General features: G+C 69.8%; 14 protein-coding genes. 13 read left to right on the top strand and 1 reads right to left on the bottom strand.

All coding sequences use genetic code 11. The features are described from left to right. Nucleotides 1–19 precede the first annotated feature (19 nt). Nucleotides 20–577, top strand: coding sequence for a TetR family transcriptional regulator (locus FIF60_RS13160; protein ID WP_144186554.1), 558 nt, complete (start codon nucleotides 20–22; stop codon nucleotides 575–577). A 58-nt stretch (nucleotides 578–635) separates the two neighbouring features. Beyond that, nucleotides 636–1,907, top strand: coding sequence for a hypothetical protein (locus FIF60_RS13155; RefSeq protein WP_144186553.1), 1,272 nt, complete (start codon nucleotides 636–638; stop codon nucleotides 1,905–1,907). A 22-nt stretch (nucleotides 1,908–1,929) separates the two neighbouring features. Here FIF60_RS13155 and FIF60_RS13150 read toward each other — a convergent pair whose 3' ends face one another. After that, complete coding sequence (locus tag FIF60_RS13150; protein WP_144186552.1) at nucleotides 1,930–4,416, bottom strand: glycogen/starch/alpha-glucan phosphorylase; 2,487 nt, start codon at nucleotides 4,414–4,416, stop codon at nucleotides 1,930–1,932. A 195-nt stretch (nucleotides 4,417–4,611) separates the two neighbouring features. Here FIF60_RS13150 and FIF60_RS13145 point away from each other — a divergent pair, with 195 nt between their 5' ends. From FIF60_RS13145 to FIF60_RS13095, 11 genes are all read left to right on the top strand, one after another. Beyond that, the gene (locus FIF60_RS13145; RefSeq protein ID WP_144186551.1) at nucleotides 4,612–5,958 is read left to right on the top strand and encodes a nucleotide sugar dehydrogenase; all 1,347 of its coding nucleotides are present in this window, start codon (nucleotides 4,612–4,614) and stop codon (nucleotides 5,956–5,958) included. A gap of 70 nt (nucleotides 5,959–6,028) precedes the next feature. Next, nucleotides 6,029–6,721 (top strand): winged helix-turn-helix transcriptional regulator, encoded by a 693-nt coding sequence (locus tag FIF60_RS13140; protein WP_144186550.1) that lies wholly within the window; start codon nucleotides 6,029–6,031, stop codon nucleotides 6,719–6,721. After that, entirely contained in the window at nucleotides 6,721–7,869 is a 1,149-nt protein-coding gene (locus tag FIF60_RS13135) for a DegT/DnrJ/EryC1/StrS family aminotransferase (RefSeq protein ID WP_144186549.1), read from the top strand. The genes FIF60_RS13140 and FIF60_RS13135 overlap by 1 nt, the downstream gene beginning before the upstream one ends. A gap of 6 nt (nucleotides 7,870–7,875) precedes the next feature. Continuing rightward, a complete protein-coding gene (gene rfbF, locus FIF60_RS13130; RefSeq protein ID WP_144186548.1) occupies nucleotides 7,876–8,649 on the top strand; it encodes a glucose-1-phosphate cytidylyltransferase in 774 nt (257 codons plus the stop codon). Continuing rightward, a complete protein-coding gene (rfbG, locus tag FIF60_RS13125) occupies nucleotides 8,631–9,716 on the top strand; it encodes a CDP-glucose 4,6-dehydratase (protein WP_144186547.1) in 1,086 nt (361 codons plus the stop codon). Before rfbF ends, rfbG begins: the two co-directional genes overlap by 19 nt. Beyond that, nucleotides 9,713–10,984 (top strand): class I SAM-dependent methyltransferase, encoded by a 1,272-nt coding sequence (locus FIF60_RS13120; protein ID WP_144186546.1) that lies wholly within the window; start codon nucleotides 9,713–9,715, stop codon nucleotides 10,982–10,984. Before rfbG ends, FIF60_RS13120 begins: the two co-directional genes overlap by 4 nt. After that, nucleotides 10,981–11,523, top strand: a complete 543-nt coding sequence (locus FIF60_RS13115; RefSeq protein WP_144186545.1) for a dTDP-4-dehydrorhamnose 3,5-epimerase family protein — start codon at nucleotides 10,981–10,983, stop codon at nucleotides 11,521–11,523. Before FIF60_RS13120 ends, FIF60_RS13115 begins: the two co-directional genes overlap by 4 nt. Further along, on the top strand, nucleotides 11,520–12,095 hold the full coding sequence (locus tag FIF60_RS22390) for a CatB-related O-acetyltransferase (protein ID WP_144186544.1): 576 nt from the start codon (nucleotides 11,520–11,522) through the stop codon (nucleotides 12,093–12,095). Before FIF60_RS13115 ends, FIF60_RS22390 begins: the two co-directional genes overlap by 4 nt. Next, nucleotides 12,088–13,230 (top strand): glycosyltransferase, encoded by a 1,143-nt coding sequence (locus tag FIF60_RS13105; protein WP_158639204.1) that lies wholly within the window; start codon nucleotides 12,088–12,090, stop codon nucleotides 13,228–13,230. The genes FIF60_RS22390 and FIF60_RS13105 overlap by 8 nt, the downstream gene beginning before the upstream one ends. A 1-nt stretch (nucleotide 13,231) precedes the next feature. Further along, nucleotides 13,232–15,118 (top strand): asparagine synthase (glutamine-hydrolyzing), encoded by a 1,887-nt coding sequence (gene asnB / locus FIF60_RS13100; protein ID WP_144186542.1) that lies wholly within the window; start codon nucleotides 13,232–13,234, stop codon nucleotides 15,116–15,118. Then, entirely contained in the window at nucleotides 15,115–15,987 is an 873-nt protein-coding gene (locus FIF60_RS13095; RefSeq protein WP_144186541.1) for an NAD-dependent epimerase/dehydratase family protein, read from the top strand. The genes asnB and FIF60_RS13095 overlap by 4 nt, the downstream gene beginning before the upstream one ends. Nucleotides 15,988–15,992 lie beyond the last annotated feature (5 nt).

Here is a 15,992-nt window from a genome sequence, read left to right as displayed (position 1 = left end):
GCGCAACCAAGTCCGACGGATGACCGGGCTCGCCGACAGCATTCTCGACGCCGCGCTTGCGCGGGCGAATCGCGATGGCTGGGACGCAGTGCGCCTGCATGACGTGGCGGCGGAGCTCGGCATTCCGCTTACATCTCTGCATGCGACATTCCGGGACGCCGATGCCTTGGCCGACGCCGCCTTCGACCGGCTGCTGCGGGCGATGCTGGCCAGCCCGGAAGATCCCGCCGGCTTCGCCAGCCTCGCCCCGCGCGCACGGACAGAGGAGGTGATGTGGCGCTGGTTCGCTGCCGCAGCGCCGCACCGCCGCGCGATCACCGGGATGTTGGCGGTGAAGGCCTGGCCGAGCCACCCGCACACCTGGGTGCCGATGGTGTTCAACCTGTCGCGGCTGATCCATTGGGTCCGCGAAGCAGCGCTGCTCGACCGCGGCGGCGTCGCACGCATGGTCGAGGAAGTCGCGCTCACCGCCGCGTTCCTCGCGACGCTGGCCGCCTTCGCCGTGGATGGAACCGAGGGCTCGGCACGCACGCGACGGACGCTCGAGGCCTCCCTGCGTGGCGTGCCGCTACGCTGACGGTGATTGCGCTTGATCCAGGACAAGGCGGCGCCCACGCAATGGTTGCGATCCTAGGATGATGCTCGGCTCCCGTCGCCTCCTGCCGGTCCTGCTCTACGCGACGTGCGCACTCGGGCCCGCCGCGCTGATGCACGATGAGCGAAGCCTACGCGACCAGGTCGTCTCCGCCCTGACGCGTCTCGCCTTTGCCGTCCTCCTCGCGCAGTTCCTGCTCGCCGGACGGATTCGGCCCGTTACCGTGACGTTCGGTCTCGATACGGTGATGCGGCTGCACCGCCGCGCTGCCTATGTCGCCGTACCGATCCTGCTCCTGCATCCGTTCCTGTATGAAAACGTCCCAGATCCGCACGGCGTCGCCGAGGGGAGCGGAATCGCCGCTTCCGTTCTGCTCGCGGGCCTGTTCGCCGCCGCTCTCACCCGGCGCAGCCTGCCGCTCAGGCACGAGACGTGGCGGTTGATGCACGGCACCGCTGCGCTCGCCGTCGCGGGCGTCGGGACGCTGCATGCGATCGAGGCGCCGGCCGATGCGCACCCGGCGCTGATGTGGGTCTGGCTCGGCTTCGCTTCAGTCGCCGCCGCCACGATGCTGCACGTCTATCTCCTCCGGCCACTGGCACGCCGAGGACGGCCCTGGCGCGTCGTCGCGGTGCGTCCCGACACGCAGGGCGTCTGGGCGGTGACGATCGAGGCGGTCGGCCATTCGGGGCTGCGCTTCGAGGCCGGGCAGTTCGTGTGGCTGATCCTCGATCGCGGGCCGTTCTCGCTTCGCGAGCATGCGTTCTCGATCGCCTCCGCGCCATCGCATCCGACGCGTCTGACAATTTTGATCGCTGGCGAGGGCGACTTCACGAACACGATCGGCACGCTCAGGCCAGGCGCGCGCGCCTGGCTCGACGGTCCCTATGGCGGGATGATGCCTCTGTCGCGCAAGGCGCGCGGCTTCGTGCTGATCGCGCAGGGAGCGGGTGTCGCACCTATCCTCTCCATCCTGCGCGAGGCGGAGGCGCGCGGCGACAGGCGGCCGATGCTGGTGATCGTCGGCGCACGCCGCGAGGAAGGCCTGATCGCCCGCGCCGAGCTTGCAGCGCTGCGCCGCACGCTCGACCTCACGATCGCGGAGGTGCTAGCGGAGCCGCCGCGCGGCTGGACGGGCGTGACGGGAAAGCTGGACGCGACGGTGCTGACGCGCTTCTGCCGCGAACCGCAGACCTCCTGGGTCCATGTCATCTATGGCCGCCCGGCGATGCTGGCCGCGGCACGCGCCGCTCTGGCCCAGGGCGGAGTTCCGGCACGGCGCATTCTTGCGGAGGCCGTCGGATACGAGTGACGATCGGCGTGCCGGTCGGCCGCTATCCGCGCGGGCGGATGCGCCAGATCTCCTCGGCGTACTCGAGCACGGTTCGGTCGGAGGAGAACCAGCCGACATGCGCGGTGTTCAGCACCGCCTTCCTCTGCCACGCCACCTGGTCCTGCCACAACGCATCGACGGACCTCTGCGCCGCGGCGTAGGCGGCGAAATCTGCTGCAACGAGGAAATGGTCCCCGCTGTAGAGGCTGCCGACGAGATCGCCGTATCGGCCGGGCTCGTCGGGCGAGAACACGCCCTGCGCGACGGAGGCGAGCGCGCTCTCGAGAGCGGGTGTCGCCTCGATCGTCGCGCGAGGGTCATACCCGTCGCGGCGGAGCCTCGCGACCTCGTCAGCGTGCAAGCCGAAGATCACGATGTTCTCCGGCCCGACGAGATCGCGGATCTCGACATTCGCGCCATCGAGCGTGCCGATGGTGAGCGCGCCGTTCATCGCAAACTTCATGTTGCCGGTGCCCGAGGCCTCCATGCCTGCGGTCGAGATCTGCTCGGAAAGGTCAGCCGCAGGCATGATGCGCTCTGCGAGGCTGACATTATAGTTCGGCAGGAAAACGACCTTCAGCCTGCCCTGCACGGCGGGGTCGGCGTTCACCACGCGGGCGACGTCGTTGATCAGGCGGATGATCGACTTCGCCGTCCAGTAGCTTGCCGCCGCCTTGCCGGCGAACACCTTCACCCGCGGCACGGGAAAGCGATCGGGGTCGGCGCGGATCGCGTCGTAGAGCGCGATCGTCTCGAGGATGTTGAGGAGCTGCCGCTTGTACTCGTGGATGCGCTTGACCTGGACGTCGAACATCGCCGCGGGGTCGACGCGGATGCCAGTGCGCTCGCCGATCAGCGCGGCGAGGTGCTGCTTGTTGGCGAGCTTCACGGCAGCGAAGGCTTCGCGGAAGGCGGCATCCTCCGCATGCGGGGCGAGATCGGCGAGCGCGGCCGTATCCGTCATGAACCGGTCGCCGATCGTGTCGCGCAACAGGGCGGTGAGGCCCGGGTTGGCCTGGAACAGCCAGCGCCGCGGCGTGATGCCGTTCGTCTTGTTGGTGATGCGCCCGGGAAGCAGCCGGTTGAGCGGCGCGAACACCGTCTCCTTCATCAGCTCGGTGTGCAGCGCAGAGACGCCGTTGATCTTGTGCGAGCCGGCGAAGGCAAGGTTGCCCATGCGCACGCGGCGGCCGGCCTGCTCGTCGATCAGCGATACGGCGGCGATGAACACGTCGTCGGCGCCCGGGCAGCGGCGCGCCTGCGCCAGGAGCCGCGCGTTGATCGCGTAGATGATCTGCATGTGGCGCGGCAGCATCCGTTCCATCAGATGGACCGGCCAGGTCTCGAGCGCCTCGGGGAGCAGCGTGTGGTTGGTGTAGCTGATCGTTTCCTGCGTCAGCCCCCAGGCCTCGTCCCACGCAAGCCCGTGGACGTCGACGAGAAGGCGCATCAGTTCCGCCACCGCAATGGCGGGGTGCGTGTCGTTCAGCTGGACCGCCGCATGCTCGGGAAGCGAGCGCACGTCGCCGAACTGCTGTACGTGCCTGCGCACCAGGTCCTGCAGGGAGGCGGAGGTGAAGAAGAACTCCTGCCGCAGGCGAAGCTCCTGCCCGGCCGGCGTCGAATCGGCCGGGTAGAGGACGCGGCTGATCGATTCGGCCCGCGCCCGCTCATGCACCGCGCCGACATGGTCGCCCGCGTTGAAGGCCTCGAGCTGCATCGGATCCGGCGAGCGGGCAGACCAGAGCCGGAGCGTCGTGACCGCCTTGCCCTGCCAGCCGATCACCGGCGTGTCGTAGGCGACAGCGATGACGCGCTCGGAGGGTTTCCAGGTCGGCTTCGTCGCGCCGTCCCACTCCTGGCGGCCTTCCACCACGCCGCCGAAGCCGATCTCGTAGGCCGCCTCGCGCCGCTCGAACTCCCACGGGTTGCCATGCGACAGCCAGTCCTCCGGCACCTCGATCTGCCGGCCATCGACGATCTTCTGCCGGAAAAGCCCGTGTTCGTAGCGGATCCCATACCCGATCGCGGGAATGCCGACGCTCGCCATGCTTTCGATGAAGCAGGCGGCAAGGCGCCCGAGGCCGCCATTGCCGAGCGCCGCATCGGGCTCGATCTCGGCCACGTCATCGAGCGTCACGCCGAAGGAGGCGAGCGCCTCGCGGATGGGCTCGATCAGGTTGAGGTTCGAGGCGGCATCGCGGAACAGCCGGCCGATCAGGAACTCCAGCGAGAGGTAGTAGACGCGCTTGTGACCTGTCCGATAGGTCTCGCGGGTCGCGGCGATCCAGCGGTCGATGATGGCATCCCGCACCACGTGGCTCGCCGCCAAAAGCCAGTCATAGCGCCGGGCGACAAAGGGGTCCTTGCCCACCGCATAGGTCAGCTTGGCGAGAAGCTTGTCGCGCACCACGGTCGAGCGGTCCGAGGACAGGGGGGCTGCCTCGGCCGTGGCCGGCGTGGTGGAGGCGATGTCGATCTCGTTCATGCGTGGAAAATCCGATGCCTGCCTCGGTGAACACTCTAGCGATGGCGCGATGCACACGAGGTTAACATCGTCACAGAGCGACATATGTCAAATCTCGTAACAAACGTTGCAGGAGTGGGGGCAGGCACCGACCCGAGGCGGAAGGCAGCAGGCCGCAGTTGACAGGGCACCCGCCGCGCCCTACCCGCCCCGGCCATGCACGCCCCCGCGTCCCCCCACGCCGCCGCCCTCTCTGCCCGCATCGCCGCCCGGACGGCCACCGTCTGCGTCATAGGGCTCGGCTATGTCGGCCTGCCGCTTGCCCGGATCTTCGTCGAGCGCGGCTTTCCCGTGCTCGGCTTCGATACCGATCCGGGAAAGGTGGAGGCGCTGGCAGCCGGGCGGTCCTACATCCATCACATCGGCGGGGAGGTAATCGGGGCGATGAACGCCACCGGCCGCTTCGCCGTGACGGCCGACCCGGGCAGGCTGGGCGAGGCCGATGCGCTTCTCATCTGCGTGCCGACGCCGCTGACCCGCCATCGCGAGCCGGACATGACCTATGTGGTCGCGACCGCGGAAACGATCGCCGCGACCCTGCGGCCGGGCCAGCTCGTGATCCTCGAGAGCAGCACCTATCCGGGAACGACGGCCGAGGTGGTCAAGCCGATCCTGGAGCGCGGCGGGCTCCGCTCCGGCACTGACATCTTCCTCGCCTACTCTCCGGAGCGCGAGGACCCAGGCAACATCGACCATTCGACCAGCCGCATCCCCAAGGTCGTCGGCGCCGAGGGCGAGGAGGCGCTGAGCCTTTCCCTGGCGCTCTATGACGCGGTGGTTCCGCGCACCGTGCCCGTCTCCTCGGCGGCGACGGCGGAGGCGGTGAAGCTCACCGAGAACATCTTCCGCGCGGTGAACATCGCGCTGGTGAATGAACTGAAGCAGATCTACGCGCCGATGGGCATCGACGTGTGGGAGGTGATCTCGGCCGCCTCCACCAAGCCGTTCGGGTTCATGCCGTTCTGGCCGGGCCCGGGCCTCGGCGGGCACTGCATCCCGATCGACCCGTTCTACCTCACCTGGAAGGCGCGCGAGCACGAGGTGGCGACGCGCTTCATCGAGCTCGCCGGCGAGATCAACACGGCCATGCCGCGCTGGGTGGTGCAGAAGCTCGCCGACGCGCTGAACGACCGCGCAGGCAAGGGCCTGAAGGCCGCGCGGATCCTTCTGCTCGGCGCCGCCTACAAGAAGAACGTGGACGACATGCGGGAAAGCCCGACGCTCAAGATAATCGAGCTTCTCGAGGAGCGCGGCGCCGCGGTGGACTACCACGACCCCTACGTTCCCGAGATTCGTCGCTCACGCGAGTATCCACACCTCGCCGGCCGCCGCTCCGTGCCGTGGAACACCGCTTCCTTCGCGCTCTACGACGCAGCGATGGTGGTGACCGACCATGACGGCGTGGACTATGCCGGCCTCCTCGCCGCCTGCCCGCTCGTCGTCGATACCCGCAACGCCTGCCGCCGGGCGGGTGCCTCCGGCCCCAATCTGGTCCTCGCCTGAGGCGGCTGGCCGTTCAGCCTGTGAACACCCTTGACGTTCACGATGTGAACGGTGTAGCCCCTTCACCGTCGTGCCCGACACACACGCAGAGCGCCTGTCGCCCTCCCGCCCCCCCAGCCGGCGTGAGGAGGCGGAAGACCCCGCTATCCTTCTCGGCCTGCTCGCCGCGGTGGAGCGTTCGCCATCGCAGACGCAGCGCGGCCTCGCGCGCGAACTCGGCATCGCCCTCGGCCTGACGAACGCCTACCTGAAGCGCTGCGTGCGCAAGGGGCTCGTCAAGGTGCGCTCTGCCCCCTTCCGCCGCTACGCGTACTACCTAACGCCAAGGGGCATGACGGAGAAGGGGCGCCTCACCGCCCAGTACCTCACCGACAGCATGGGCTTCTATCGCCGCGCCCGCGCCGCCTGCACCGAGCTGACCGACGAGCTCGCGCGCCGGAACCGGACACGGATCCTTCTCGTGGGCGCAGGTGACCTCGCCGAGGTGCTGGTGCTCAGCGCCACCGACTCGGGCCTCGCGGTCGCTGCCATCCTCGACCCGTCCGGGCGCAACCGCCGCTGCGCCGGGCATGCCGTGCTCACGGAGGCGCCGGGCAGCATCGCCGCAGACGCTATCGTCATCGCCGACGCCGACGCCGACGGCGCGCTGCGCCGTGAGGCCGAGCGCCTTGCCTCCCGCCTCGGCCTGCCGGCCGACGCCATCGTCATGCCCGAGTTGGCGCGCGTGGTCGCCGCCCCCGCCGCCCCCGAGGAGAACCCCTGATGCCCGACACGAACGTCGCCCCGCCGATCGCCTTCATCGACCTCGATGCGCAGCGCCGCGCGATCGGCCCGCGCATGGAGGAGGCGATCCTGAAGGTGGTGCGGTCCTGCCGGTTCATCCTCGGCCCCGAAGTGGCGCAGCTCGAGGCGGAGCTTTCGGCCTTCGCGGGCGTTCCGCACACGCTCTCCTGCGCGAACGGAACCGATGCGCTCGCGCTCGCGCTGATGGCCTGGGAGATCAGGCCGGGCGACGCGGTGCTCTGCCCCTCCTTCACCTTCGCAGCGACCGCGGAGGTCGTCGCCTGGCTCGGCGCCACGCCTGTGTTCGTCGACGTGCGTGAGGACAGCTTCAACATGGACCCCGCAAGCCTCGAGGCCGGCATCGAGACCGCGAAGCGGATGGGGCTCAGGCCGCGCGCGGTCATCACCGTCGACCTCTTCGGCCAGCCGGCCGACTACGACGCGCTGCTTCCCATCGCGCGCGCGCACGCACTGAAGGTTCTGGTGGATGCCGCGCAGAGCTTCGGGGCGACGCATCACGGCAAGCACGTCGCCGCGATCGGCGACATGGCGGCGACGAGCTTCTTCCCTGCCAAGCCGCTCGGCTGCTACGGCGATGGCGGCGCGGTGTTCTGCCACGACCCCGAGACGCTCGATGTGCTCCAGTCCCTGCGCGTGCACGGGCAGAACAACGAAGACAAGTACGAGAACATCCGCGTCGGCATGAACGGGCGGCTCGACACGGTGCAGGCCGCGGTGCTGCTCGAGAAGCTTCGCGTCTTCCCGGCCGAGATCGAAGCGCGGCAGACGGTGGCGGCCCGCTACAACGCAGCGCTCGCAGACGTCGCGATCGTTCCGACGGTGGCGCCGCACAACGTCTCGGTGTGGGCGCAGTATACGCTGCGCACGCCGGGGCGGGACCGCACCGCGGTGCTCGCCGGCCTGAAGGCGCGCGGCATCCCGACGGCCATCTACTATCCTAAGCCACTGCACCACCAGAAGGCCTACGCCAAGCACCCCGTGGCGGGGAACGGCCTGCCCGTGAGTGAGCGGCTGGCGGGGGAGGTGTTCGCGCTGCCCTTCCACCCGTATCTCGACGAGACGACGCAGGACCGGATCATCTCCGCCGTCCGCGATGTTCTCGCCTGAGCGCCCATGAAGGTCGTCATCCTCGCTGGCGGCCTCGGCACGCGCCTGGCCGAAGAGACCGTGGTGCGGCCGAAGCCGATGGTCGAGATCGGCGGCCAGCCCATGCTGTGGCACATCATGAAGATCTATGCCCATTACGGGATGACCGACTTCGTCGTGTGCCTCGGCTACAAGGGCTACATGGTGAAGGAATACTTCGCCAACTGGACGCTGCACCGCGCCGACGTCACGATCGACCTCGCCGCGAACAGCATCACCTACCATGACGCACCGGCAGAGCCCTGGCGCGTGACGCTCGCCGAGACGGGCGATGCGACGATGACCGGCGGGCGCCTGAAGCGCGCGGCACGGCATCTCACGCCCGGCGAGACATTCTGCATGACCTATGGCGACGGCGTGGCCGACATCGACATCGGCGCGCTTCTCGCCTTCCATCGCGCGCACGGCAAGGCGGCGACGCTGACGGCGGTGCGCCCGCCAGGACGGTTCGGTGCCGTCGAGCTCGCCGACAGCGCGGTGACACGCTTCGTCGAGAAGCCGCTCGGCGATGGCGGGTGGATCAATGGCGGGTTCTTCGTTCTCGAGCCCTCCGTTCTCGACGCGATCGAGGGCGACGGCACGGTGTGGGAGGCGGGGCCGCTCGAGGCGCTTGCCGCGCGCGGCGAGCTGCGCGCCTTCCGCCATGACGGCTTCTGGCAGCCGATGGATACGCTGCGCGACAAATCGGTGATCGAGGAGCAGTGGCGGTCAGGCCGCGCGCCATGGGCCGTGTGGCAATGACGCAGGCGCTGCCCGATCCGCGCGCCTGGGCTGGCCGCCGCGTCCTGCTGACCGGCCACACGGGCTTCAAGGGCGCCTGGCTTGCCCGCTGGCTCACGCGCCTCGGCGCGCGCGTGCACGGCTTCGCGCTCGCACCGGAAGGCGAAGCCGCCGCGCTCGATCCGCTTCGCGCCGGCGTGACCGAAACGATTGGCGACCTGCGAGAGCCCGATGCGGTTGCGGCCGCCGTGACGCAGGCCGAACCCTCGGCCGTGTTCCATCTCGCCGCGCAGGCGCTCGTGCCGCGCGGCTGGGACAACCCGGCCGGAACGGTGGCGACGAACGTCATCGGCACGATGGGCCTTCTCGATGCGCTTCGCCGCACGGATGGGCCCAAGGCCGTGCTGGTCGTGACCAGCGACAAGGTGTACCGGAACGACGACACGGGAACAGCCTTCGCCGAGGCTGCACCGCTCGGCGGAGACGACCCATATTCCGCGAGCAAGGCGGCCTGCGAGGTTCTGCTCCCCTCCTACGCCGCCCTGCTCGCCAAGCGAGGGGCGGCGGTGGCATCCGCCCGCGCCGGCAACGTCGTCGGCGGCGGCGACTTCGGAGCCGCACGCCTGATCCCCGACACCGTGCGGGCTGCGCGCGAGGGGCGGGCCGTGATCCTCCGCGCGCCAGGCTCGACCCGCCCCTGGCAGGACGTGCGGGACTGCCTGCGCGGCTACATCCTGCACGCCGAGGCGCTCCTGCGTGGCGATGCGCCACAGGCGCTGAATTTCGGCCCCGCCCCCTCCGCGCCGCGCCTTACCGCCGAGGAGGTCGCGCGTCGCGTTGCCGTGGCATTCGATGCGCCGCCTCCGGTGCATGACGCTGCCGCCGCGATCGCAGAGAAGCGCACCCTCTCGCTGGACCCCTCCCGGGCGCTGGCGACTCTCGGCTGGCACGCGCTGCACGGCGCGGCGGAGGCGATCGACGATGCCGCGCGCTTCTACCGCGCGCTTGCGGCGGGCGAAGACGCAGCGCGGCTTGCCGATGCGGCACTCGACGCGCACATGGCACGATGCAACAGGCGCGCGGCATGAGCGCTCTCCGCCCCATCGGCGGTGACGGCCACCGCACCTGCCGCTTCTGCGGCGAGGCTCTCTCTCTCTCGCTCGTCGATCTCGGCGCGCAGCCTCTCGCCAATTCGTACCTCACAAAGGAGGCGCTCTCCCGCCCCGAACCGCGCTATCCCCTGCATGCACGGGTTTGCCGCGCCTGCCGGCTCGTTCAGGTCGGCGCAGCGGTGCCGCCGGAGGAGATCTTCTCCGACTACGCGTATTTCTCCTCCGTCGCGACAAGCTGGGTTGCGCACGCCGAGCGCTACGCGCAGGTGATGCGTGATCGGCTCGGCCTCGGCCCGGCAAGCCGCGTCGTCGAGGTCGCGAGCAATGACGGCTACCTTCTCCGCCATTTCGTCGCGATGGGCATACCCTGCCTCGGCATCGAGCCTGCGGCGAATGTCGCGGCCGAGGCGCAGTCGCGCGGCGTGCCGACGGAAGTTGCCTTCTTCGGCCGCGCGACAGCAGAGCGCATCCGCGAAAGGGATGGCCCGGCCGACCTGATCGCTGCCAACAACGTCTTCGCGCATGTGCCGGACCTGAATGATTTCGCCGCCGGGTTCGCCGCCCTTCTCGCTCCCGATGGCACGCTGACGCTCGAGTTTCCGCATCTCTTGAACCTCCTGCGGGAGCTCCAGTTCGACACGATCTATCACGAGCACTACTGCTACTTCTCCCTCGCCGCGGCCGAACGCGTCCTCGCGGCACAGGGGCTTGCCGTATTCGACGTCGAGGAGCTGCCGACGCATGGCGGCTCGCTTCGCCTTTTCGTCGCGCATGCGGCGGCGAAGCGCGCGCCTGGCCCTGGCCTCGAAGCGGTTCGTGCGAAGGAGGCGGCGGCGGGGCTCGACACCGATGCCGCCTATGCTGGCTACGCGGCCCGCTGCGCCTCCGTGCGCGACGGGCTGCTCGCCTTTCTCGACGCGATGCGCGCGGAGGGCAAGCGCGTCGCCGCCTATGGTGCGGCGGCCAAGGGCAACACGCTTCTGAACTATTGCGGCATCACCGCAGAGGATGGCCGCATCGCCTACGTGGTTGACCGTGCGCCCTCGAAGCAGGGCCGTTACCTGCCCGGCTCGCACATTCCCATCCTGGCGCCTCAGGCGATCGCTGACGAGAAGCCCGACATCGTTCTGATCCTGCCGTGGAACCTGCGCCGCGAGATCGCGGCCGACCTCGCGTTCGTCGCGGAATGGGGCGGGCGATTCGCTGTCGCGGTACCAAGGCTCGAGGTGTTCGTCCCGGCATGAGCCTCGCGATTTCCCCGACGCCGTTGCCTGGGCTACTCCTGCTGCACTCGATTCCGCAGCGGGACGGGCGTGGCAGCTTCATGCGCCTTCACTGCGCCGAGGCCCTGGCCGAGGCAGGCTTCGCGATGACGGTTCGGCAGACCAATCTCTCGACGAACGATCGCCGCCACACGCTTCGCGGGCTGCACTGGCAGGATGCGCCGGCGGCGGAAGCGAAGATCGTTCGCTGCATCGCCGGAGCGATCTGGGATGTCGCCATCGACATCCGCCCCGGAAGCCCGACCTTCCGGCGCTGGCACGCTGAGGAGCTCAGCGCGGCGAATGGCCGCGCCCTCGCCATTCCGGAAGGCTTCGCGCACGGGTTCCTGACGCTCGCCGACGCGTGCGCCATCCTATACCTCATGGGCACGCGCTACGCCTCCGCCCTGGCCCGTGGCGCGCGCTATGACGACCCGGCCTTCGGCATCGCCTGGCCGGCAGCACCTTCCGTGATCAGCGAGCGTGACCTCGCCTTCCCGCCCTTCGAGGCGTGCGCATGAGAGGACTGCTGGACCGTCTGCGCGGCCGCGCCCCGGGACGCTGGCCGGCCCATGTCGAGATCGGGCGCCACAGCTATGGCCTCGCCCCGCGCAATCTCGTCCGGCCAACAGCACGCGCGCCGATCCGGGTCGGCGCCTTCTGCTCGATCGGACCCGACGTCCTGATCTTCGGCGAGGCCGATCATCGCACCGATCTTGCGAGCACGTTTCCCTTCCGAAGCAGGCTGCTTCGGCCACGGCACGGGAATGCGGATGCCGTGACGCGCGGCGGCGTGACCATCGGCAACGACGTGTGGATCGGCGCGCGCGCCATTATCCTCTCTGGCGTGACCGTGGGCGACGGGGCGGTAATCGGCGCCGGCGCGGTTGTGGCGCGCGACGTTCCGCCCTATGCGGTGATGGTTGGGAACCCCGCACGGCTGATCCGGCACCGGTTCGATGAGCCGACCATCTCTGCGCTGCTGAACCTTTGTTGGTGGGACTGGCCGGACGCGCGGATCGCTGCGTTCGAACAGGCGTTCTATGGGCCGGTCGAAGCCTTCCTCGAAGCCGCGAGGCAAGCTGATGGCTGAGCTGCCGCGCGGCTTCCGGCTGCTCGTCGTCGTCACCGGGCTCGGGCTCGGCGGGACGGAGCGTCATCTCGCCGCCGTGCTTCCCGCGCTCGTCGCACGCGGCGCTTCGGTGCGTGTCGTGTCGCTTCGCGGACGCGGAGAGATGGCGGCGAGGCTCGAGGCGGACGGCGTCGAGGTGCGCGACGCGAGCGGGTCCGTCTCCGGATTCACAGCGGTGCTTCGCGAGGCGCTCGCCTGGCGGCCCGACGTGTCTCACTTCTTCCTCCCCGAGGCGACGATCATCGGCGGGCTCGCCTGCTGGCTCAGCGGCCGGCGGCCACGGGCCGCAAGTCGCCGCAGCCTGAACACGTATCAGCTCGCGCATCCCCGCGCCGCGCGCATGGAGCGCTGGTTGCACGGGCGTATGGATGCGCTCATCGGCAACAGCCGCGCGGTCTGCGAGGAGCTTCTCGCCGAGGGCGCACCGGCCGAACGGGTGGCACTCCTGCCGAACGGCGTGATCACCGCCCCGCCCTCGCGACCGCGGGCGGAACTGCGCACCGCACTCGGCATCCCCGAGGGTGCCATCGCCATCCTCTGCGTCGCCAACCTCATTCCCTACAAGGGACACGCCGACCTCATCGAGGCCTTCGCCAAGGCCCGGCCGCATCTGCCGCCAGGCTCGATGCTGCTCTGCGCTGGGCGCGACGATGGCTACGGCGTCGCTCTCACCGCGCAGGCCGAGGCGCTTGCGGTGATCGACCAGGTGAAGCTTGTGGGACAGCGTGACGACGTCGCCGACCTGCTCGGTGCAGCAGACGTCTTCGCGCTCGCCTCGCATGAGGAAGGCTCGCCCAACGCCGTGATCGAGGCGATGGCTGCAGGGCTGCCGACGATCGTCACCGATGTCGGCGGCAGCCCGGAAGCCGTTGCCGAGGCCGGCCTCGTCGTGCCGCCGCGCGAGCCTTCGGCACTCGCGGACGCGCTTGTCCGCCTCGGCAACGATCATGACCTGCGCGAGGCGCTTGGCGCAGCGGCGGCAGAACGAGCGCAGGCCCGCTACGGGCTCGAGTCGTGCGTGGCGCATTACGTCTCTCTCTATGCTGCGCTCACGTCCGGCCGCGCGCCGGCCTCCGTCCTGCCGATGAGCGCCTGAGATGTGCGGCATTGCCGGCCTCCTCCTTCCAGGCGGCGCGCCTCATGGCGAGCTCACGCGGCGAGTGACGGCGATGACGCGCGCGCTCGCCCATCGTGGCCCCGACGGAGAGAAGATCTGGGCAGACGCAGAGGCCGGCATCGCGTTCGGGCACCGGCGCCTCGCGATCATCGACCTTTCCGAGCGTGGCGCGCAGCCGATGCCCTCGGCCTGCGGCCGCTACGTCATCACCTACAACGGCGAGATCTACAATCACGCCGAGCTGCGCCGCGGCCTCGAGGCGCGTGGCGAAACTTTCCGCGGCGGCTCCGACACGGAGGTGCTGCTCGCGCTGATCGCGCGCGACGGGCTCGCCGCCGCGCTCGATGCAGCGAACGGCATGTTCGCCCTCGCACTGTGGGACCGCGGGCGCCGTAGCCTCAGCCTCGCGCGCGACCGGTTTGGCCAGAAGCCGCTCGCCTATGGCTGGAACGGCCAGGCTTTCCTGTTCAGCTCCGAGCTCGGCGCGCTCGAGGCAGACGATGGCTTCGCCGGCCATCCTGATCGTGACGCGATCGCGACGATGGTCGTGACTGGCACGGTTCCGGCACCGCTGTGCGCCTATGCGGGTATCCGCAAGCTTCCGCCTGGAACGCTCCTCACCCTCGCGGGCGACGCGCCGGCCGGCACGATGCCGCTACCCAGGGCATGGTGGTCCGCCAATGAGACGGTCGCATCGGCCCGCGCCGCGCCGTTCACAGGGAGTGCGGAGGACGCCGAGGAGAGGCTCGCCGCGCTGATCGACGATGCCGTTCGTCTCTGCCGCGTCGCCGATGTTCCGCTCGGCGCATTCCTCTCGGGCGGCATCGATTCTTCCACCGTGGTCGCGGCGATGCGCGGCGACGGCGCTGCACGGAGCTTCACGATCGGGTTTGCAGAGAAAGGCTTCGACGAGGCGCCGCATGCCGAAGCGGTCGCGCGGCATCTCGGCACCGACCATACGACGCTGACGGCGACGGAACAGGAGGCGCTCGCGATCGTTCCGGAGCTTGGCCGGCTCTATGACGAGCCATTCGGCGACAGTTCCCAGGTTCCGACCGTGCTCGTCTCGCGTCTCGCGCGTCGTCACGTGACGGTGGCGCTCTCCGGCGATGGCGGGGACGAGATGTTCGGGGGGTATGACCGCTATGGCTGGCTCGCCCGCCTCTCGGCCTTGGCCGATCGCGTGCCCGGCCCGGTCCGCCCTCTCGCCGCGGGCGCCGGCCGCGTGATGCGGCGCATCCGCCCCGCCTCGCGCTTTGCCCGAGCGCTCGCAATGCTCGATGCGCGCAGCCCCGGCGATCTCTACGCCCGCCTCATGGCAACTGGCGCCGAGGCGGCCGCCCTGTTGCCCGGCGCCACGCCCGCAACTGCCACGCCCTGGCCGAACCTGCCGCTCCGGCGTGCGGCGATGCTGCACGACACCCTCGCCTACCTGCCGGACGACATCCTCGCCAAGGTGGATCGCGCGTCGATGTCGGTCGCGCTCGAGACGCGCGTGCCGCTGCTCGATCACCGCATCCTCTCCTTTGCCGCCTCGCTGCCCGATGCGATGCTGTGGGATCAGCGCGGCGGCAAGGCGATCCTCCGCCGCGTTGCCGAGCGCCGCATCCCGCGCGCGCTGCTCGACCGTCCGAAGATGGGCTTCGGCGTTCCGCTGGCGCGATGGCTCGCCGGGCCGTTGCGGGACTGGGCGGAGGCACTGCTCACCCCGGCGCGCCTGAGCGGCGTGCTGGGATTCGACGTGTCGCGCGTGCGCGCGCTCTGGACGCGTCTGCTCGGCGGCGAGCGCACGGCCGCGCCAACGATCTGGTGCGTGCTGATGGTGCAGGCCTGGCTTGGCGCTCGCCCGGGAGCAGCGCAGCCATGAAGGTGCTGGTCACCGGCGCGACAGGCTTCATCGGGCGCCACCTCGTTGCGCGTCTGGTTGCCGACGGGCACGACACGCACGCGCTCCTTCGCCCAATGAGCGATGCGACGCGTCTCCCGCGCTCCGTCACGGTCCATCATGATGCCGGACCTCTCGACGCGCTGCTCGCCTCGGTGCGGCCAGAGGCGGCGCTGCACCTCGCCACGCGCTACCAGCATGGCCACGCGCATGGCGACATCGCGCCGATGCTCGAGGCGAACATCGTGTTCGGTGCAAGGCTTGCCGACGCTGCCGCACGGTGCGGCACGCGCGCCTTCGTCACGCTTGGCACCGGCGCCCAGCATGCGGGCGATGGCGCGACCCCGGCCACGCTCTATGCCGCGAGCAAGCAGGCCTTCGAGACCGTGCTCTGCGCCATCGCGCGCAGCAACGGCCTCGCAACCGCGACGTTGATCGTGTTCGACACGTTCGGCCCAAACGACACGCGCGGCAAGATCCTCGACAGGATGATAGAGGCAGCCCGAACCGGCACGTCGCTGGCGCTTTCACCGGGCGGCCAGGCGATCGATCTCGTTCACGTCGAGGATGTCGTCGATGCCATCCTGCACGCGGCACGAGGATTGCTCGACGGCACGATTGCCAGCGGCAGCCGCTTCGCCCTCTCTTCTTCCATGCCGATGACGCTGCGCGAGATGGCCGACACGGTGACTGAGGCGCTGGGTCGCCCTGTTCCCGCGCAATGGGGCACGCTGCCCTACCGCCCGGGCGAGATCATGATGCCCTGGCGCGGCGGCGCGCCGCTGCCCGGTTGGCAGCCGCGGCGAAGCCTCGAGGAGCACCTCCGCTCGCTGGCAGGAGGAGCGGCTTGACCACC

The sequence above is a fragment of the Elioraea rosea genome, from assembly GCF_007644105.1.
GTDB classification, from domain to species: Bacteria; Pseudomonadota; Alphaproteobacteria; order Acetobacterales; family Acetobacteraceae; genus Elioraea_A; species Elioraea_A rosea.
Note: the sequence above shows the minus strand (reverse complement) of the source record. Positions and strands in the feature narration are given on the sequence as shown.